The sequence below is a fragment of the Bacillus sp. FSL P2-0099 genome, assembly GCF_038007445.1.
GTDB lineage: Bacteria > Bacillota > Bacilli > Bacillales > Bacillaceae_G > Bacillus_A > Bacillus_A mycoides.
The window spans coordinates 1,185,783-1,206,041 of the sequence record NZ_JBBOXE010000001.1 but is presented as its reverse complement, the minus strand read 5'-3'; the positions used below and the strand labels follow the sequence as shown (position 1 = coordinate 1,206,041).

Below are 20,259 nucleotides of genomic sequence, written 5' to 3'. Positions count from 1 at the left end.
TTTTAAACTTTAATTCCTATTATATTTATCCTAAAATATGATATCCTGAATCAACATGAATGTTTTCACCTGTTACTCCGCGTGCTAAATCACTGAATAAGAATACTGCTGTATCTCCCACTTCTTCTGGAGTCGTCGCACGACGAAGTGGTGCGCGTTCCTCAATTTCTTTTAAGATTGAGTTAAAGTCGCCTACACCTTTCGCAGATAACGTACGAATTGGTCCTGCAGAAATAGCGTTAACGCGAATGCCGTGTTGTCCTAAATCGTTCGCTAAATATTTCACGCTAGCTTCTAACGAAGCTTTCGCAACACCCATAACGTTATAGTTTTTCACAACGCGCTCGCCGCCAAGGTATGTTAAAGTTAAAATATTTCCGCCTTCTGTCATCACTTTCTTCGCTTCTCTTGCTACAGCTGTTAAAGAGAATGCACTAATATTTTGTGCAAGTAAAAATCCATCGCGAGAAGTATCTACAAATTCGCCTTTTAAATCATCACGATTTGCAAAAGCAATACAGTGTGCAACACCGTGAATTGTACCAACTTCTTGCTTAATAGTTTCAAAGCAAGCTGTAAGTTCTTCATCATTCGTTACATCACAAGGTAATACAAGTGATTCTTGTCCTTCTAATGTTTCCGCTAGTTCACGAACATTTCTTTCTAAACGCTCTCCTGCATATGTGAATATTAATTTTGCACCTGCATTATGCAAAGAACGAGCAATTCCCCATGCAATACTTCTTTGGTTCGCAACGCCCATAACAACAAATGTTTTCCCTTGTAATAGTTCCATGATATATCCTCCCAGAAATACTTATACTTGTTATTAGTACCTGATACTATAATTATAGTACCATAAAACCTCTTAAAGGCAAACAAAAAAGTCACTAACATAAATTTGTTAATGACTTTTTGTTTCTATAAAAAACCTTTCTAATCCTTCTTCCCAAGTAGGCATTTGTAAAAAACCATTTAATTGTAGCATTTTATGCTGAAAGATCGAATATTTCGGTCTCACTGCCGCCGATCCAAATTCCTCAGTCGACACAGGTAACACATTCACTCTTATTTTTGTATGCGAAAATATTTTTTGAGCAAATTCAAACCAAGAACATGAACCGCGATTTGATACGTGATACGTACCGTATAAGGATGTATGAATGAGCTTATTAATCACAGTAATTAAATCCGCCACGTACGTAGGAGAACCAACTTGATCAGCTACAACAGATATGTTTTCTCTCTCTTTTCCTAATCGTAGCATCGTTTTCACAAAATTATTTCCATACTTACCATACAACCACGATGTACGAACTATAAAATATTTATTATGTAACTCTTTTACGAACTGCTCTCCTGCAAATTTAGAAGCTCCATATATATTTATCGGTGCTGGATTATGAAATTCATGATAGCCATCCGGTTTGTCACCTGGAAATACATAATCAGTACTGACATACACTAACTTAGCCCCTACTAATTGTGAAGCAACCGCTACATTTCGAGCTCCAATCGCATTTATTAAGTAAGCAAGATCCTGTTCTTTCTCAGCACCATCTACCTTCGTATACGCTGCACAATGAACAATTGTATGTGGCTTTATTTCTTGTATCACTTGCTTAATTCGGGATATATTTGTTACATCTAATAACTTTTTATCAAATGGATATATGTCATATTCCTCAGAATTCAACTCTTCTTGTAGTTGCTTCCCTAGCTGACCGTTCGCTCCCGTTATGATAATCCGTTCTTTCATCTACATGCCCCTTACTTTTCTTTTAGTGGTTTCCACCAGTCCACATTGTTTTTATACCATTCCACCGTTTCTTTTAATCCTTGTTCGAACGTATACTTCGGTTCCCATTCAAACTCATTCTTCATTTTTTGTGCATCAATCGCATAACGACGGTCGTGACCTAAACGGTCTGTTACAAATTCAATATCTTTTTTCGTTTCCCCTAAAATTTTTATAATTTGTTCCACAACATCTATATTTGTTTTTTCGTTATTTCCGCCGATATTATACACCTCTCCTACACATCCCTTATGCAAAACGGTGTCAATTGCACTACAATGATCCGTTACATGCAGCCAATCCCTTACATTCAATCCATCACCATATAATGGTAGTTTCTTTCCTTCAAGCGCATTCGTAACCATTAACGGAATTAATTTCTCAGGATATTGGTACGGTCCGTAGTTATTAGAACAACGCGTTATAATAACCGGTAATTGATACGTTTCATAATAAGATAAGGCTATCATGTCGCTACTCGCTTTACTTGAAGAATATGGACTATTAGGAGCTAGCGGGGTTTCCTCGGTAAACTTTCCTGTTTTCCCTAAAGAACCGTATACTTCATCTGTTGATACTTGCACGAGTTTAATATGTGAATATTTTTTCACTAACTCCAACAGCGTGACTGTACCTATTACATTCGTATCATAAAAAGGAATTGGGTTTTCAATACTACGATCCACATGTGATTCAGCTGCGAAATTTACAATTACTTGCACGTCACGTTCCTTAACAACATGTTCCAGCAGCTCTCCATTTTGGATTTTCCCTTTTACAAATGAGTAGTTAGGATTTTCTTGAATAGACTTTACATTATTTAAATTCCCGCTATATGTTAATGCATCGTAATTAATGATTTTATATGTTTCATAGTTTTTTAACATATAGTGAATGAAATTACTTCCAATAAATCCAGCTCCACCTGTAACTAATATATTCATAAACAACTCTCCTACTTAAAAACTATCTTCATATTCCTGAAGTAATGGTAATATTCGATCCTTATCGGACAAGATAGGATTTGTTACCGGCCATGGAATTGATAATTCTTTATCTTCCCAAAGCAAACCGGAATCGTGATCAGCACTATAATACTCATCTACTTTATACATAACAATTGTATGAGGTACAAGTGTACAAAAACCATGAGCAAATCCTTTCGGCACTAATAATTGCCTATGATTATCCGCACTTAAAATATAACCTCTCCACTTTTTAAATGTAGGTGAATCTTTTCGTAAATCAACGATAACATCATATATTGCACCTTGCATAACTTGAATGAGTTTCGTTTGTGCTTTCGGATTTTTTTGAAAGTGTAGCCCTCGAATCGTCCCCGAATGCGCTGAATAAGATACGTTATCTTGCAGAAATGAATGCGTAATCCCTAACGATTCTAGCATCTTCTTATTATAACTTTCAGTAAAAAAACCTCGCTCGTCTTCAAACAATCTCGGTTCTAACAATTTCGCATCGGTAAAATTTGTTTCTACAACTTTCATATTTTCACCTATTCTCCATTAAACTGTTTCCCAAAGTTTATATCCCGCGCTAACGTATTCGCTCTTTGAAGAGAAGCATGCGTTCCCGCATCAGTCCACCAGCCACTCATTTCATTATAAGTAAGTACTCCTCGTTTTAAATACCAATTATTTATATCTGTAATTTCAAGTTCCCCTCTTGCGGAAGGTTTTAATTCTTTTATATAAGAAAAGACTTTCGAATCATACAAATAAATTCCCGTAACAGCATAAGAACTTTTCGGCTCATTCGGCTTTTCTTCAATTTCAATTATTTTTCGGCCTTTAATATGTGCTACACCAAATCGCTCGGGATCTTCTACAGATTGAAGCAGCACTTTAGCCCCTTCTTTTTGACTTGCAAACTCTTTAACATACGGGCAAATATCATCTGAAAAGATATTATCTCCTAATATAACTACCATCCGATCATTTCCTACGAAATCTTCACAAAGTCCTAGCGCCTGCGCAATCCCGCCCGCCTTATCTTGCACACGATACGTAAAGGATACACCAAACTCTTGACCACTTCCTAGAAAGCTCACAACATCTCCCATATGCTCTTTACCTGTAATAATCATAATATCTGTAATTTCACATCGCTTCAGCTTATATACCGCATGATAAATCATCGGATACCGCCCAACGGGAAGTAAATGTTTATTCGTTACTTTCGTTATTGGATATAATCTCGATCCTGTCCCGCCTGCTAAAATAATCCCTTTCATCCTTCATCTCTCCCTTATGATGGAGATAGCACCTCTTTATAATGTTCCACAAAAATTTCCCGGTATTTCTCATATGTATCCGCATCAAACTCATCTCCGTTGTAATGAATACACCATAGATTTGCTTGATTAGGGATACCAATTAAATATCCAGCCTTTTGAAATTCTAAAGACTGTGACACATCATAGAAATGGAATCCTTGAAACAAATCCTCTCGCCACGGAATATCATACTGCGTTGCCATGAGTAAACCATCGATTGCTTGCACTGACATAAAAGATTGATTTCCATAAAACCCCTGATCCAAATTTAATAATTGATAATTCTGTCTTCTGTGCTCAATCACTTTCCCTACTAAATTTTTCCCTTCCCACCATATCCCGTTACTCGGTAAAAACTGAGCACCAGCTACTCCAATTAAACCAAGCTTTTCATTTTCTTTAAAAAGAGAAATGAGGGTACAAAACATATCACGATTAATAAGGTAAGTATCTTGATGTATATATACTTTATATTTCGCCGGATATGAAAGTGCTCGATTGTACGCACTTGCCATACTTTTCGCATCTCGTATCGGAAAAATTTGCACTACATAGCCAGGGGGAACAACAATGTTTCTTATTTGCCTTTCGCATTGCTCGAAAAGCTCTTCATTATTTACACAAACAACGACTAATATTGTATGATCTTTCATTTTGTAGCCCTCTATTCTTCCTTATTCACATCTGACATATAGTTCTCTACAAATACTTTTCTATACTTTTCATAGTTCGTCATATTTACATCGAAATGATAATGAATACACCAAGCATCACGCTGCACAGGGACACCGACTGTATACCCAGCTTTTTTAAATTCAAAAGATTGGGATACATCATAAAAATCAAACCCATCAAATAAGTCCTCTCGCCACGGAATATCATATTGTGTCGCCATCAATAAACCGTCAATACATTCCACAGGAATAAATGTTTTCGATTCATGAAATGGTTGCTCTAAACTTGCCATATAAAACAAATCGTTCATATAACCAATGACTTTCCCGACAATCCCACGCCCTTCGTTCCATACACCATTTGGAGGAACATATTGGGATCCAACCATCCCAATCATCCCAAGATGTTCATGCTCCTCAAATAATTGAATTAATCCGTATAGAAAGGCTCCATTTATAATAAAGACATCTTGGTGTAAATACACTTTATACTTCGCTGGATGTGAAATGGCTTGATTGTATCCGCTCGTCATACTTTTTGCATTTCGAATCGGCATAAATTGTATAGTATACCCAGGAGGTACTGCCAATTTCAATATATGTCGCGCACATTGTGCATACAATTTCCGATCATTTATACATGTAACAAATAGTATTGTTTTTTCTGCAGCACTCATAATTGTGATTTTTCTGCTTCAATAATATATTGAAATACAACTGTCTCAGCCATGAAGCCACTTCCAAGACGATACTTTTTACAAATTCCATATAACTCTTCAATAAGTGGCTCATATATTTTATGATCAACATATACACGATCTACTTTACTAATAGAATATCCTGCTTTTAAAAACATTCTTAGCATTTCATTAAAAGTAAAGAAACGAATATGAGTTTTATCTAATAATCCATATTCTGTATACGTCCAATTTCCAGCGAGTAAGGGAGCTAATACTGAAATGTGCGCAACGTTTGGTATGCTAGCTAAAATCACACCATTTTCTTTTATATATGGCTTTACTTTCTTTATGACAGCCCACGGATCAAATAAATGCTCTAATACATCCCCGAATATGACACAATCAAATTGTTCCTTCTCATAAGGAAGATCCATTGTTTCTATATCACCTAAAATAACATGATCTAGTTTTTCTTTCGCTTTTTCGGCAGCCTCTGGGAACGCCTCAATTCCTGATACACGTGCTCCATTTTCTTTTATAGCCGCTCCTAATGCACCGCTCGAGCAACCAATATCAAGAACTTCTTGCCATTCCTTTTTTATATGCTTGAATAAATTAGGATTTATCGCATTATAATAATGTTCAGATTTTTCTTCGTATAAAGAACTTTTCTCCCGATTCATTTCACACACTCCTTATGCAAATTGAATTTGAAATATAAACAAAAGATATTCTACAAAGGATGCCATCTCTATTGGTTGCATTACCGATAATCTAATATATAGCCATTCTACTATCATTAGAATAGCGACAAGTCATTTCCTAAAAAGAGAACAAATTACATTTTATATTGTTTATCATAGATGCCTCTAAAATATTTACGGTTATATTCAATCGCAGCATTATTCGGAACATAAGAAGCTGCCAATTCATTATAATAATAAGCTTTATCTTGATCTCCTAATCTGCTATAACAAATACACATTTGTAAATATGGAATCCACGTATAACTAGCCGGACTGTGAAAAGGACTATCCTCTGCTAGCGGCACTTCAGTTGCTAGCTTAAACCAAAATATCGCTTCATTATACTTTTGTTGTTCCATATATATATATCCTATTCTTGTACAATTCTCTCCTCTAGGAATACCATAACGAAACGACTTCGTACAAGTTTCAACTGCCTTCTCCCAGTCTCCTAACTTCGCATAACAATCTCCTAACTTACCACATGCATAAATTTTCTCTTCATGCCATCCTTCCTCTTGATTAAGAAATGTTTCATACAGAAGAACCGCATCGTCGTATTTTTGATTATCCATAGATTCATTACCGTAATAAAATAAATCTCTCGGGCTTAATTCTTCTCCAGCTGCTACAGCATTTTGAAAAATTTTCAAATTACGATTCGTTATTTCTTTTTCTTTCTTATGTGTAATGGCGACATTACTATTGTAAATCTCACCAGAAACAGCTAAATACTCATGCACCTTTCCAAACCATTGAAATTGTTTTTCACGCTTTACAAGTCGATATCTTCTTGTGCAATATAAAGGTTTCCCATTAGAATCCATTACAAGATAATAAGGCATAGAAACAGCGTCAACTTTACCATCTAACTCTCGTTTTAATGTTTTCAGTGATTCTTGAGCTTCCTCTAATAACACATCATCAGCATCTAACCATAATATATATTCTTGCGTTGCTTTTGAAAACGCAAAATTTCTAGCTGCCGCAAAGTCATCAATCCACGGAAAATCGTGTATGTTAGAAGTGTATTTTGCTACAATTTCCTTCGTTCGATCAGTCGATCCTGTATCAACTACAATAATTTCATCAACAATTTTTTCTACCGCGTCCAAACATCGATCTATTGTATTTTCCTCATCGCGAACAATCATACATAGACTAATTGTAATTCCTTGCTTGTTCAACATAATCACCCTCTTCCAACTCAATCATATGTTATACATACAATAAACTTTCCATTTTTTTAACTTGTTCAAGCTATTTAAGATTTCTTTTTAATAATTCAAATGTCCGTGTCATTTTCTTGTGATTTTGCATCTACTATATAATGAAAGCTTTATGGAGGTGAATTTATGTCAAATAATAATTATTCAGATGGCTTAAATCCTGATGAATTCTTATCAGCTAGTGCATTTGATCCTAATCTTGTAGGTCCAACTTTACCACCAATACCACCGTTTACACTTCCAACCGGGCCTACTGGACCGACTGGGCCTACTGGACCTACTGGACCTACCGTACCTACTGGGCCTACTGGACCGACTGGACCGACTGGACCGACTGGGCCTACTGGGCCTACTGGACCGACTGGACCGACTGGACCGACTGGGCCTACTGGGCTGACTGGAGACACTGGTACAACTGGCGCGACTGGAGACACTGGTACAACTGGCGCGACTGGAGACACTGGCGCAACTGGGCCTACTGGACCTACTGGGCCTACTGGAGACACTGGCGCAACTGGACCGACTGGGCCGACTGGAGACACTGGCGCAACTGGACCGACTGGGCCGACTGGTGCAACTGGTGCAACTGGTGCGACTGGACCTACTGGGCCTACTGGGCCATCTGGATTAGGACTTCCAGCAGGATTGTATGCATTTAACTCTGCTACAATTTCTTTAGCTCTTGGAATTAATGATCCTGTACCGTTTAACACGGTTGGATCTCAGTTTGGTACAGCAATTTCTCAATTAGACGCTGATACTTTCATCATAAGTGAAACGGGATTCTATAAAATTACTGTTATCGCATATACTGCAGCAGTAAGTATATTAGGTAGCCTTGCAATTCAAGTGAACGGCGTTAATATACCTGGCGCTGGAACAAGTTTAATCTCACTTGGCGCGCCTCTCGTTATCCAGGCAATTACACAAATTACAATAACGCCATCAATGGTTGAAGCTGTTGTTACAGGACTTGGATTATCTCTAGCTCTTGGTACAAGTGCATCCATTATTATTGAAAAAATCGCTTAATTTTTTTACTTAGCAGTAAAACTGATATCAGTTTTACTGCTTTTTCAATTATGAATTCAAGCATGAAACTTTCACTATCTACATAATCATATTGTTGTATGACATTTTGCAGGAGGCACAAATATGGAAAATAAATTTGCTGTTCAGCTTTATCTCGAGTTGTTAAAGAAAACAATTTTATTTGAAATATGGCTAGAGTATGAGCCATATTTACCTGCTTCATTACATATTTCTAAGGAACTTCCATATGAACCAGTTACCGTACCACTTCCTTTATTCATTAAGCAATATGCTGAAAACCATAACTTGAAAATTGTGAAACCAGATGTTTTAAAAAGTGAACGTCAAGATGGGATGGATTGGCCAAGAGCAGCACACAGTATGATCGGCCGGGAACGAATGAATCAATTACATGAAGCACTAGAAACAGTTGTCCGCGAAAATATAGAAGGTGATTTTATTGAAACAGGTGTGTGGCGCGGGGGATCGTGCATTTTTATGAATGGTTTTTTACAGGCAAATAACATTACTGATCGTAATGTGTGGGTTGCAGATTCATTTGAAGGTTTGCCAACACCGAATTTAGAACACTATCCGAAAGATTACGGAGATTATTTACACTCTTTCGATTACTTACGCGTTTCTTTAGAACAAGTACAAGAGAATTTTAGAAAATATGATTTATTAAATGATCAAGTAAAATTTTTAAAAGGCTGGTTTAAAGATACTTTACCAACAGCACCAATAGAAAAAATTGCAATTGCACGCCTTGACGGTGATATGTACGAATCCACAATGGATGGTCTCGTGAACTTATACGATAAAGTTTCTAAGGGCGGCTATATTATTATTGATGACTATGGACTACCAGCTTGTGCAGAGGCCGTGACAGACTTTAGAAATCAAAGAAACTTAAAAGCTCCTATTACTAAAATTGATGTATTCGGGGTTTATTGGCGAAAAGAATAGGGCGAAACTTTATTCAGTTAGGGTTTCTCCATCTCACACTAATTATTAGCCTTCGCCAATAGCATGATAAATAAAAACAAAAGCTCCCATTACTATTTCCAGTTGTTCTAGGGAGCTTTTTACATATCGCAACAGTTCTAATATCGTTTCCCCTCCCACTATAAAATGTTAGCTGCATATTAAAAATGTTGGTTCCCTATTTACTACAAGGAAGGAGTGAAATTATGAGCGAGCTTGAAAAAAAAATCGCATTAATCCCACCTCCCGAACTCGTCCAATATGTAGGTGGCGACTTTCAAAAGGTTGGAAAAGAATTCATAAAGCATTTTATTCAAATTGGCAGTTTAAAATCCAATGAAACAGTGTTAGATGTAGGTTGTGGTGTCGGTCGAATGGCGGTTCCATTAATGAATTACTTAGGTGATGATGGAGCTTATTATGGATTTGATTTATTTAAAGATGGCATTACATGGTGCAAAAATAATATTTCAACTGCCCGTAGTAATTTCCATTTCGAACATGTTGATATATATAATCAATTCTACAACCCAGAAGGAAAAGAAGATGCTTCTCAATACAAATTTCCATATGAAGACGATTCATTCGATTTTATTTTTTTAACTTCTGTATTTACCCATCTCCTTCCGAAAGAATTAGAACATTACGTATCTGAGATTGTACGTGTTCTAAAAAAAGATGGGAGATGTTTTATTACCTTCTTTCTCATTAACCCTGAATCATCCTATTACTTAAATTCTGGGCTAAGTACATTAGGTTTTTATCATCAAATTGAAAATTGTTATGTTGTGAATAAAGATATTCCTAATTTCGCAGTTGCCTATCCTGAAGAAGATATCCGCACCTTATTAAATAAACATGGCTTAGAGGTAATTAATAAACCGCATTATGGTTTATGGTGCGGCAGAAATGAGTATACAAGTTATCAAGATATCATTCTTACAAAAAAAGCTTCTGAAAGGTAGTTTCGTATGAATAATAAAAAAAAGTCACCTCTCGTTTCCATCCTTATTCCCACTTATAATCGACCACATTATTTCAAAATTGCTCTAGAAAGTGCATTAGCACAAACTTATCCAAACATTGAAATTATTATAGGAGACGATAGTACAAATGATGAAACAGAAATCTTAATAAATGAACAGTATTTACCTACTTATAAAAACATAACATACATTCGAAATACCACTACTTTAGGACAATTTCATAACGATCTTATGCTCTTAGAGAAATCTAATGGGGAGTATATAAATTTTTTAATGGACGATGATGTGTTTTATAATCATAAAATACAAAAAATGATGGCTTATTTTGAGCAAGACACAAATAAAAATATCGCTCTTATAACTTCTTATCGAGTACGTATTGATGATCATGGGAATTTGATTGGAGATGCTCATCCAACACAAAGATTATATAGCGAAGACATTCAATTAAACGGAATATTTTTAGGCGACTGGATGTTAAAAGGTGGACATAACATTATCGGTGAGCCTACAACTATTCTGTTTAGAAAACAGTTACTCACTGAACCTTTCGGCACGCTAAAAGGAAGGCACTATTCTTGTAGTGTCGATATGGCATCATGGATTTCCTTACTTTCTAAAGGAGACGCAGTATACATATCCGAACCTTTAAGCCAATTTCGCTACCATACTGGGCAACAAATACACAGCAAGCTCCTTGAAGGATCTGAGGATTTTACGCACCTCGTTATAACTTCAAAAGAATACGGATTTTTACAAGATAATACAGATTATAGACTAGGTCTAATTAGCGCTTATAAATGGTGTAAAGGTTCCTTAGAATATTATAGCCAGCTACCAAACCTCATTCCAGATGCACATGTACGTCTTTCCCATTGTTTGGACATAATTATAAAAGAGCTACATCATTAGTCTATTCTGCGAAAATAAAATGTGTGAGCTTTACGTGAATAATGCGTATAGTTCATACATTCTTTTTAAACTATGTGATGCACCAACTAAAACCCACTAATATAGAGAGCAGTAGAAAGGAATTCATACAGTGAAAGATCCGAACACTCAATATCAAATAGACTACATATTAATATTCATTTTATTTGCCATTGGGATTGTTAGCTGCTTTGCTATCGCAAGTGCACAAGCTTCTTTACCACCATTTTTACAAAACGTAAATTTTGTATTAAAACAAATCCAATGGTATGCCATTGGATTTATCGCCATTGGTGTTATTATGGTTATTGATTTCGATCGCTATAAACAAATTGCTTGGTATTTATATAGCTTTGCACTCATACTTCTAATTGGCCTAGAACTTCAAGTTCCTGGCGCCGTTACAATTAAAGGGGCTACCGCGTGGTACAGACTTCCAGGCATCGGAAACTTTCAGCCTTCTGAAATTATGAAATTATTTTTGATTATCGTCGTTGGGCGAATTATAGCGAATCATAATGAAAAATACCTTTTTCGGACAACTCGTGAAGATTTCATTTTACTTTTAAAAATATTTGCAGCTAGTTTACCTCCACTACTTCTAATCGCAAAAGAACCTGATTTAGGAAACACAATGGTCATTTCAGCGATGCTTGCAACAATGGTTTTAGTTTCTGGTATACGTTGGCGCTTTATCCTCGGATTAACCTCCGGTATTTTCGCCATAGGCTCTACTTTAACATATATTTATTTCACGCATACAGAGTTTTTTAAAGAGCACATTCTAAAAGAATATCAATTAAATCGCTTCTATGGTTGGCTTGCACCTTATGAATATGACGCACAAGGATACCAATTAAGACAAGCATTTTTAGCTACTGGATCAGGAGAGATGCAAGGAAAAGGATGGGAAAATAGACAAGTATATTTTCCAGAGCCACATACAGATTTTATTTTTACAAATATCGCTGAACAATTCGGTTTTTTAGGAGCAAGTGTTATTATTTCATTTTTTTTCTTACTCATTTACCGAATGATCCATATCGCTTTAGAAAGCAATGAACCTTTCGGTAGTTATATTTGCGCTGGTACAATTGGAATGTTTACGTTCCAAGTATTCCAAAATATTGGGATGACAATTGGTTTACTCCCTATTACAGGAATAACGTTACCGCTTATGAGCTACGGCGGGAGTTCACTGCTCACATATATGGTTGCTATTGGATTTATTTTAAACGTACGCTCAAGAACTAAAATCTTTATGTTTAAATGAACCATATCGAAAAACGGTATGGTTTTTTTCTATGTCCATTTTAGATATACTAATGAAAAAATGAGCTGGAGGTTTAAATATGAAATATGACATTATAGGTGATATTCACGGATGCTTCCAAGAGTTTCAAGATTTAACAACGAAACTAGGGTATAGCTGGGATAGTGGTATCCCAATTCATAACGCAAAACGAAGGCTTGCATTCGTTGGTGATATTACAGACCGAGGTCCTCATTCATTACGGATGATTGAAATTGTATGGGAGCTCGTAATAAATAGAAAAGATGCTTATTATGCTCCAGGGAATCACTGTAATAAACTGTATCGTTTCTTCCTTGGACGTAATGTTACAATCGCTCATGGGCTCGAAACAACTGTTGCAGAATATGAAGCATTGCCTTCTAATAAGCAACAAATAATAAAAGAAAAATTCATTACTCTTTACGAACAATCACCGCTATATCACATACTGGATGAAAAAAAATTAACCGTCTGTCACGCTGGTATTCGGCAAGATTACATAGGAAGACAAGATAAAAAAGTACAAACCTTTGTATTATATGGTGATATTACAGGCGAAAAACACCCTGACGGCTCACCTGTCCGCCAAGATTGGGCGAAAGAGTATAAGGGTGAAACATGGATTGTTTATGGGCATACACCTGTCAATGAACCTCGCTTTGTGAATCATACAGTCAATATTGATACTGGTGCTGTATTTGGTGGTAAACTAACTGGACTACGTTACCCTGAGTTGGAGACCGTTTCTGTCCCTTCTTCCCTACCTTTTGTCCCTGAAAAGTTCCGCCCAATTTCATAAAGTGAAACTTTAATCAGTGGGGGTTTTGTTCATCCCCCCCTGATTATTAGCCCGCACCAATCTGGATAAATACCTCTACTTAATACAATTCACGATTTGCAGAGGATCATGGTGTTTTCTAGACATATTCCACACTAAAACTAGATAAAGCAATTAAAAAAAGATGCAATAAAGTGCATCTTTTTTTAATTGCACGGCATATACTGTCGCAGGAGGTGACGGAATGAAGAAAAAATCTTCTAAACAAAAAAGAAAATTCCACCCTTTATACCATCCCATGTATGGAATTAACAACTGGTGCAGTATTCGAGCGGCAGCTATAGAAGAAATAGAAGAACAAGAGTCATCAAAAAAAAGCAAACCGAGAGAAAAATATATCTCTTTAGAAAATGCTGTTATGAGGCGAATTATAGATAGCAGGAAAATAAAAGCAAAACAAAAAAAGAAGCTCGCTTCTAATAATGATGAACCTGTGCTTAATTCGGAAAAGATACAAGAAAATATAGAAGCAAACATTCCTGCAGCAATAAAGGAAAAAGTACAACCAGAAATTCCAGCTACTATTATAAATCAAGTAAAAAAAATAAAAGAAGCATTAATCTCGGGCAACGATGTACAAATAGAAAGATCCGCCCCTATTCAGGCTCCTGTACCTACACCTATAAAAAAAGAAAATAACAAAGGAGCTCGTCACGCATATAAAGAAGGACTTCACTCTAAAGCTGATGGAATCGCTTCACATGCAGAAGGGCTTCTTACACATGCAACGGGTCCCTTTTCTCATGCAGAAGGGACAAAAACAAAGGCAACTGGACATAGTTCGCATAGCGAAGGAAGTGAAACGACAGCAGGCGGCTCTTATTCTCATGCAGAAGGAAAACATGCAATTGCTTTGGGCGAAGCAGCACATGCAGAAGGAACCGCAACTATCGCTAACGGATTCTCATCTCATGCGGAAGGAAATCATACATCAACAGCTAATTTTGCAGGCAGCCATATTATGGGTAAATTTGGTACAGCAGAAGAAGCTTATTCCTGGTTTATCGCAAATGGGACAAATGACACTGATTATAATATAGGTGCCAAATGGCTTGCCCATAACGGAGAAATGTATATCGATGGTGCTTCTTACAATGCAGGTGGTACTGATTTTGCACAAATGTTTGAGGCAGCAGATCATAGCCCTATTGATATCGGCTATTTCATTACATTTAGTAGCGAAGAAAAAATTCGAAAAGCTACTTCAAATGATTCATTCATATTAGGAATATCTAGTGCTACCCCCGCTCTCATAGGAAATAGCGGTGCTTTAAGTTGGCAAAAACGCTATAAAACAGACAGCTTCGGAAAACGTCAATATACGCGTACGGATACGCAAGAAATACGACCTCTTTTAAATACAGAATGGGATCCAGCTTGTAAGTATATATCAAGAAGAGACCGTACTGAGTGGCTTCCTGTCGGATTAATTGGACAAATGTTAGTACGTGATGACGGCACTTGCGAAACACACGGATATTGTCGTCCGAATGATGACGGTATTGCCACGAAAGCTGAAAGTGGCTTTTTCGTTATAAAACGTACTGGTGAAAATCAAATTTTAATATTATTCCGCTAAAAAAAGGGAACAAAATTCTTTTTATGATAAGAATTTTGTTCCCTTTTAATTGTTATGTAAAGCGTATTGCATATCCTCTGGGATACTTACGGTAAAAGTCATTCCCTTTTCTAAAATAGGATGATAAAACGTCAAAGATGTACTATGCAGCGCTTGACGTTTTATCACATCTCTTCGGCCACCGTATAGGTCATCCCCAAGTAGCGGATGTCCTATATATGCCATATGTACACGAATTTGATGTGTTCTTCCCGTCTCGAGCTCAAGCGCTACATGCGTCTTATCGGAAGAACTCTCCATCACTCTAAAATGAGTAACAGCTCTTTGACCATCTTCACAGACAGTTCGCTCGATAATACTATCCGCTTTTCGTCCGATTGGCGCGTCAATCGTTCCTACTTCTTCTAAAATAGTCCCATGAACGATTGCCTCATACGTTCGTTTCACCCCTTTTTGTTGATGCTGCTTCGATAAAAGGTGGTGAACGAATCTATTTTTCGCAATTAACATAAGCCCTGAAGTATCACGGTCTAACCTCGTCACAATGTGCACCGTACTTGCAAGATTTTGTTTATCATAATGATATAAAAGAGCGTTTGCAATACTTCCTGACGGGTGCTCCCTAGACGGAATCGTCGACATATTTGCTTCTTTATTTATAACAAGAACCGCATCATCTTCATATACGATACATAAAGGGATATCTTCCACTTCCATCCCTTCACTTCTTTCCTCCACTGGAAAAAAGATTTGTAACTCTTCACCAGCTTGTAACTTGTGACGAACACTTGTGTGTTGACCGTTTACTTCAATTGCTCCCCCGCGGAACTTTATATCCGTTAAAGCAGCTTTCGAAATCCCTTTTGTTTTCAAAAATTCTCTAACTAAAGTTCCCTCTTCAGCCAGCCCTATATCCCATTTCAATGTAAATCTGTTCAAATATATAAACCCTCTCTATTTATCTGCAACAAACGAGTCACGAACACGTTTCCAGAATGGGAACGGACGGAAACGAACAAATCGTACTTTCTCGTTTGCAACGCGATACTGAATTGATTTCACATCTTGATGAACCATCGTCAAATGATCCACGGTAATTTGCATGTTCATTCCTGCAGCCGGCTTTAAAACGCATGTATGATGCTTCGGCAGTACGAGCGGCGAACCTACCGTACGAAATACACGATTGTTGATAGATGCCATTTCTGCAATTTGAATCGCTTCAATAGAAGGGTGAATAATTGCTCCGCCAAGCGCCTTATTATACGCGGTACTTCCTGAAGGAGTAGAAATACAAAGACCATCTCCGCGAAACGTTTCGAAATACTCTCCGCGTATTTCCACTTCTGTTACTAATGTACCTTCTGCACTTTTTACAGTCGCTTCATTCATCGCCAAATACTGCGACTCTTTACTACCATTCACATAGCGAATAATCACTTCTAAAAGTGGATATTCCACCACTTGGAACGGTGTTTTAGCGATTGCAATCACCAACTTCTCTACTTCCGTCGGTAACCAATCTGCATAGAAACCTAAATGCCCTGTATGTACACCAACAAATGCGGTTTCATCTAATCGATTATAGTAACGATGGAATGCATATAAAAGCGTTCCATCTCCCCCAACAGAAATTACAATATCAGGTTCCTTTTCATCCATTGTAAACCCAAAATCTAACAAGTATTCTTTCATCGTACTTGCTAGTGTATCTGATGATTGATCTCCCTTTGACATAATTGTAAATTTCATCGCCCAACACCCTTTAGTTTATGATTCAGAATCTTTCGTTTCCTGCTTTCGTGAAAAGACCTTTTGCGCTTCTTGAATTTCAAGACGAATGGAAGACATTTCTTCATCTAATAAAAACGCCGCTTCCGCTGCACGTTGTAAGCGTATTTTAATATCTTCAGGAAAACGTCCACTATATTTGTAATTTAAAGAATGCTCAATCGTTGCCCAAAAATTCATTGCTAACGTGCGAATTTGAATTTCAACTAACACTTTTTTCTCCCCCTGTATCGTTTGAACAGGATAACTAATGACAACGTGGTAAGAGCGATAGCCGCTATCTTTCTTTTGCGTTACATAATCACGTTCTTCTACAATGTCAAAATCATTTCGTTTTCGAAGATATTCTACAACAGGCTTAATCTCATCTACGAATTGACACATCATTCGAAGGCCCGCGATGTCCTGCATATCTTCTCTAATTCGGTCTAGCGGTACATTTCTCTTCTCCGCTTTATCAATAATACTTGCAACCGACTTTACCCTTCCTGTTACAAACTCAATTGGAGAATGCTCCGTTAACATTGCAAATTGAGTACGCATTCCTTTTAGTTTCACTTTCAGCTCCGCCACCGCTTGGTGATACGGTGCTAAAAATTCTTCCCAATTACGATTCATTTCAACCACCACCAAAATCAATCCATTTGCTTATAGAAACACTTTTTCTACAGCAGTTACTAGTTCTTCTCCGTAATTTGCATTACCTTCAATATTTTCAACTAAATATTCTACTTCTTCTTTTAATCCTTCTAATTCTATTTCAACATCATTCACGCGAATAAACATCGCTGTATCTTTATTCATCGCTTCATGCACTGCTTCCCAGCATGTATGCGGAATACTTACATAAATGAAAGATGATTCATTTTCTAAGATATATAAAAATGATAAATTGTCTGAGTCTACAAGTACGTGATTACGCGCACTTAACTCCTTTACCTCTATTTCAGTATTTTCCGCACAAAAAATAAGCGCATTCTCTCTCGTTTCTACGCTCTTAACTTGAATTTTATTTTGCATACTCAAACTCCTCCATCTCAACTTCCTGTCTTACTTAACAGTATTATTGTATCATAACATGGACGCAAACAAATAAAACATTGAACCAAATTTGCGAAAAAGCGATAATGTGGAAAGAATTATTTTTCAAAAGGAGCGCATACAATGACACAAGAAATTGAAATTGAATTTAAAAATATGGTTACAGAGGAAGAATTCCAAACATTATGCAAATCTTTTTCTATTGAAGCATTTACAAAACAAGTAAATCACTACTTTGAAACGCCTCACTTCTCTTTAAAAGATACGGGCTCTGCACTTCGTATTCGTCATAAAGATGGAACTTATACATTAACATTAAAACAACCTGCTGAAATTGGTTTATTAGAAACTCATCAGTCTGTAACAGAAAAAGAAGCACAACTTATGATGGAAACAAACACAATCATTCAAGGAACTGTAATGGATCAGCTACACAAATTACAAATTCCCGTTTCCTCTTTAACTTATATGGGTAGTTTAACAACAGAAAGAGCTGAAATATTATTTGAAGGCGGAACGCTTGTCTTTGATCATAGTTTCTATTACAATCACGATGATTATGAAATTGAATACGAAGTGCAAGATGAAAAGACCGGTAAAGCAGCATTTATAAGGTTATTAAAGCAACATAACGTACCAGTTCGTCATACAAACAACAAAGTAAAACGCTTTTTCCTTGCCAAACAAAACGAAGAGCGCTAAAGTAAAATTTCCATCAGTGAAGAAGAGCTGTACTTACGGCTACATTTCACCTTTTTGAAAAGTAAAAGATTTATTAGCAACATATAGAATAAGCAAAGAATGTTATGAAGGCTGTTTAGTTGCTCTTCATAACATTCCATTGCTACAATAGATATACATTTCATGGAAAAAGGGGTTTATAAAGGATGAGCAAGCAACCGATGACACCATTTGAAGCAATCGGCGGTGAACAATGCATTGCAACATTAGTGGATACATTTTATTCCTATGTCAGTGAACACCCTGACTTATCTCCGATCTTCCCGGATGATTTAACAGAAACTGCTAGGAAGCAGAAACAATTTTTAACACAATATTTAGGTGGTCCTAATTTATACACTGAAGAACATGGGCATCCTATGCTAAGAGCACGCCATCTTCCGTTTGAGATTACTCCAAAACGCGCAGAAGCTTGGCTGTCATGTATGGAGCAAGCAATGGATGATACAGGAGTGCACGGTCATATAAGAGAGTTTGTTTTTGAACGTTTAGCATTAACTGCTCAACATATGGTCAATACTCCAAATGAAACAGGTGAAGTGTAATGGATAAGCAGGAAGCAAAGCATATAAATATGCCTTCTCCTTCCACATGCGAGCATAAATCTGTAGAAGCATATTTATTTATTGATCCACTTTGTAAAGATTGCTGGGATATCGAGCCATTTATTATTAAACTATGGCTTGAGTATGGGAAATACTTCTCTATTCGTCATATAGTAACAGGAAAAGTGGACGGGGCAAACGCTTCCTCACACAAATGGAATAAACCTGCTAATATTCGATTTGTGTGGGAAAAGACAACAAGTTTACAAGGTTTTTCATGTGATGGAAAAGTACATATGCAAGAGGCGTCGTCAACACCGTATTTAGTTTCGATGGCAATTAAGGCGGCGGAGTTGCAAGGCCGAAAAGCAGGTTCGAAGTTTTTGCGAAAACTCCAAGAATACATTTTTCTTGAAAATGTATCAAACCCTGACTGTGAATTATTGCTTACATGTGCTAAAGATAGTGGCATTGATGTAGAGGAATTTAAAAAAGACCTACACTCAGTTAGCGCAAAAAAAGCTTTCCAATGCGACCTAAAATTCACAAATGAGATGCATATTACAGAAATACCTTCCCTCCTATTTTTTCATGCAAATTCAGATGAGGAAGGTATTAAAATCACAGGGATTTATTCCTATGATGTATACGTACAGCTATTAAAAGAACTGGTAAAATGCGAAATTGAGCCAGAGCCATTACCTCCTTTAGAAGTATTACTAGAAGCAACACAATTTATTTCTTCAAAGGAAATCTCATTTATATATGACTGCCCTCAACAAGAAATAGAGCGTGAACTAAAAAAATTACAACTAAAACGAAAAGTACAAATGATTGAAGTGAAGTGCGAGCGTTATTGGAAATGGATAGCAAAAGAAAAAGACCTGGTGTAAACACCAGGTCTTTTTCTTTACGGCTTATAAAAATATTAAAGGGGATGGGAGAAATTTTCACGTTCAAACAAAGGGGTATATGTTTGTATGTGAATTCGTTCACGCTTATTATATTACAAGATTCGACGTCAGATGACAACCCCTTTTGTCGAATTTCACATTTTTGTCACATTCTAAACGTT

General features: G+C 36.7%; 23 protein-coding genes. 10 read left to right on the top strand and 13 right to left on the bottom strand.

What is annotated here, in order from left to right:
- Positions 1-25 precede the first annotated feature (25 nt).
- From fabI to MKY90_RS06095, 9 genes are all read right to left on the bottom strand, one after another.
- The gene (gene fabI, locus MKY90_RS06135; RefSeq protein ID WP_002011384.1) at positions 26-796 is read right to left on the bottom strand and encodes an enoyl-ACP reductase FabI; all 771 of its coding nucleotides are present in this window, start codon (positions 794-796) and stop codon (positions 26-28) included.
- A 108-nt stretch (positions 797-904) separates the two neighbouring features.
- Positions 905-1,759: a dTDP-4-dehydrorhamnose reductase gene (gene rfbD / locus MKY90_RS06130; RefSeq protein WP_215552755.1), complete on the bottom strand. Its 855-nt coding sequence runs from the start codon at positions 1,757-1,759 to the stop codon at positions 905-907.
- Positions 1,760-1,770: 11 nt separating this feature from the next.
- Entirely contained in the window at positions 1,771-2,742 is a 972-nt protein-coding gene (gene rfbB / locus MKY90_RS06125; protein ID WP_341090796.1) for a dTDP-glucose 4,6-dehydratase, read from the bottom strand.
- A 15-nt stretch (positions 2,743-2,757) separates the two neighbouring features.
- On the bottom strand, positions 2,758-3,303 hold the full coding sequence (gene rfbC / locus MKY90_RS06120; RefSeq protein ID WP_002011381.1) for a dTDP-4-dehydrorhamnose 3,5-epimerase: 546 nt from the start codon (positions 3,301-3,303) through the stop codon (positions 2,758-2,760).
- An 8-nt stretch (positions 3,304-3,311) separates the two neighbouring features.
- On the bottom strand, positions 3,312-4,049 hold the full coding sequence (locus tag MKY90_RS06115) for a sugar phosphate nucleotidyltransferase (RefSeq protein WP_002011380.1): 738 nt from the start codon (positions 4,047-4,049) through the stop codon (positions 3,312-3,314).
- A 14-nt stretch (positions 4,050-4,063) separates the two neighbouring features.
- Positions 4,064-4,744, bottom strand: coding sequence for a glycosyltransferase family protein (locus MKY90_RS06110; protein WP_215552756.1), 681 nt, complete (start codon positions 4,742-4,744; stop codon positions 4,064-4,066).
- Positions 4,745-4,755: 11 nt separating this feature from the next.
- Positions 4,756-5,442 (bottom strand): glycosyltransferase family protein, encoded by a 687-nt coding sequence (locus MKY90_RS06105; RefSeq protein ID WP_002140852.1) that lies wholly within the window; start codon positions 5,440-5,442, stop codon positions 4,756-4,758.
- Entirely contained in the window at positions 5,439-6,128 is a 690-nt protein-coding gene (locus tag MKY90_RS06100; protein ID WP_002125965.1) for a class I SAM-dependent methyltransferase, read from the bottom strand. Before MKY90_RS06100 ends, MKY90_RS06105 begins: the two co-directional genes overlap by 4 nt.
- A gap of 155 nt (positions 6,129-6,283) precedes the next feature.
- Positions 6,284-7,381 (bottom strand): tetratricopeptide repeat-containing glycosyltransferase family 2 protein, encoded by a 1,098-nt coding sequence (locus MKY90_RS06095; RefSeq protein WP_002140850.1) that lies wholly within the window; start codon positions 7,379-7,381, stop codon positions 6,284-6,286.
- 165 nt (positions 7,382-7,546) lie between these two features.
- Between MKY90_RS06095 and MKY90_RS06090 the strand changes: the two genes are divergently transcribed.
- From MKY90_RS06090 to MKY90_RS06060, 7 genes are all read left to right on the top strand, one after another.
- Entirely contained in the window at positions 7,547-8,452 is a 906-nt protein-coding gene (locus tag MKY90_RS06090) for a BclA C-terminal domain-containing protein (RefSeq protein WP_341090794.1), read from the top strand.
- Positions 8,453-8,575: 123 nt separating this feature from the next.
- Positions 8,576-9,421, top strand: coding sequence for a TylF/MycF family methyltransferase (locus MKY90_RS06085; protein WP_002186420.1), 846 nt, complete (start codon positions 8,576-8,578; stop codon positions 9,419-9,421).
- Between the two features lie 224 nt (positions 9,422-9,645).
- A complete protein-coding gene (locus MKY90_RS06080; RefSeq protein ID WP_061674941.1) occupies positions 9,646-10,404 on the top strand; it encodes a class I SAM-dependent methyltransferase in 759 nt (252 codons plus the stop codon).
- Between the two features lie 6 nt (positions 10,405-10,410).
- Entirely contained in the window at positions 10,411-11,337 is a 927-nt protein-coding gene (locus MKY90_RS06075; protein ID WP_215552758.1) for a glycosyltransferase family 2 protein, read from the top strand.
- Between the two features lie 130 nt (positions 11,338-11,467).
- Positions 11,468-12,628: an FtsW/RodA/SpoVE family cell cycle protein gene (locus MKY90_RS06070; RefSeq protein ID WP_002030401.1), complete on the top strand. Its 1,161-nt coding sequence runs from the start codon at positions 11,468-11,470 to the stop codon at positions 12,626-12,628.
- A gap of 79 nt (positions 12,629-12,707) precedes the next feature.
- Positions 12,708-13,448 carry a bis(5'-nucleosyl)-tetraphosphatase PrpE gene (gene prpE / locus MKY90_RS06065; RefSeq protein WP_002030403.1) on the top strand — a complete coding sequence of 247 codons (741 nt, stop codon included), beginning with the start codon at positions 12,708-12,710 and terminating at the stop codon, positions 13,446-13,448.
- Between the two features lie 223 nt (positions 13,449-13,671).
- A complete protein-coding gene (locus tag MKY90_RS06060; RefSeq protein WP_215552760.1) occupies positions 13,672-15,066 on the top strand; it encodes a peptidase G2 autoproteolytic cleavage domain-containing protein in 1,395 nt (464 codons plus the stop codon).
- 45 nt (positions 15,067-15,111) lie between these two features.
- Here the strand turns inward: MKY90_RS06060 and MKY90_RS06055 are convergent, their stop codons facing one another.
- The 4 genes from MKY90_RS06055 to MKY90_RS06040 are packed head-to-tail and all read right to left on the bottom strand — an operon-like array spanning position 15,112 to position 17,877.
- Positions 15,112-16,005 carry an RluA family pseudouridine synthase gene (locus MKY90_RS06055; protein ID WP_012260553.1) on the bottom strand — a complete coding sequence of 298 codons (894 nt, stop codon included), beginning with the start codon at positions 16,003-16,005 and terminating at the stop codon, positions 15,112-15,114.
- 15 nt (positions 16,006-16,020) lie between these two features.
- Complete coding sequence (locus MKY90_RS06050; RefSeq protein ID WP_002011365.1) at positions 16,021-16,818, bottom strand: NAD kinase; 798 nt, start codon at positions 16,816-16,818, stop codon at positions 16,021-16,023.
- Positions 16,819-16,836: 18 nt separating this feature from the next.
- The gene (locus tag MKY90_RS06045; protein ID WP_002125951.1) at positions 16,837-17,475 is read right to left on the bottom strand and encodes a GTP pyrophosphokinase; all 639 of its coding nucleotides are present in this window, start codon (positions 17,473-17,475) and stop codon (positions 16,837-16,839) included.
- Between the two features lie 30 nt (positions 17,476-17,505).
- Positions 17,506-17,877 (bottom strand): UPF0738 family protein, encoded by a 372-nt coding sequence (locus MKY90_RS06040; RefSeq protein ID WP_002030390.1) that lies wholly within the window; start codon positions 17,875-17,877, stop codon positions 17,506-17,508.
- A gap of 144 nt (positions 17,878-18,021) precedes the next feature.
- On the opposite strand from MKY90_RS06040, the gene MKY90_RS06035 reads away from it, so the two are divergent.
- From MKY90_RS06035 to MKY90_RS06025, 3 genes are all read left to right on the top strand, one after another.
- Positions 18,022-18,600 carry a CYTH domain-containing protein gene (locus MKY90_RS06035; RefSeq protein ID WP_002064261.1) on the top strand — a complete coding sequence of 193 codons (579 nt, stop codon included), beginning with the start codon at positions 18,022-18,024 and terminating at the stop codon, positions 18,598-18,600.
- Between the two features lie 185 nt (positions 18,601-18,785).
- A complete protein-coding gene (locus tag MKY90_RS06030; protein WP_000043388.1) occupies positions 18,786-19,184 on the top strand; it encodes a globin domain-containing protein in 399 nt (132 codons plus the stop codon).
- Complete coding sequence (locus tag MKY90_RS06025; RefSeq protein WP_002011359.1) at positions 19,184-20,077, top strand: ClpXP adapter SpxH family protein; 894 nt, start codon at positions 19,184-19,186, stop codon at positions 20,075-20,077. The genes MKY90_RS06030 and MKY90_RS06025 overlap by 1 nt, the downstream gene beginning before the upstream one ends.
- Positions 20,078-20,259: the final 182 nt, after the last annotated feature.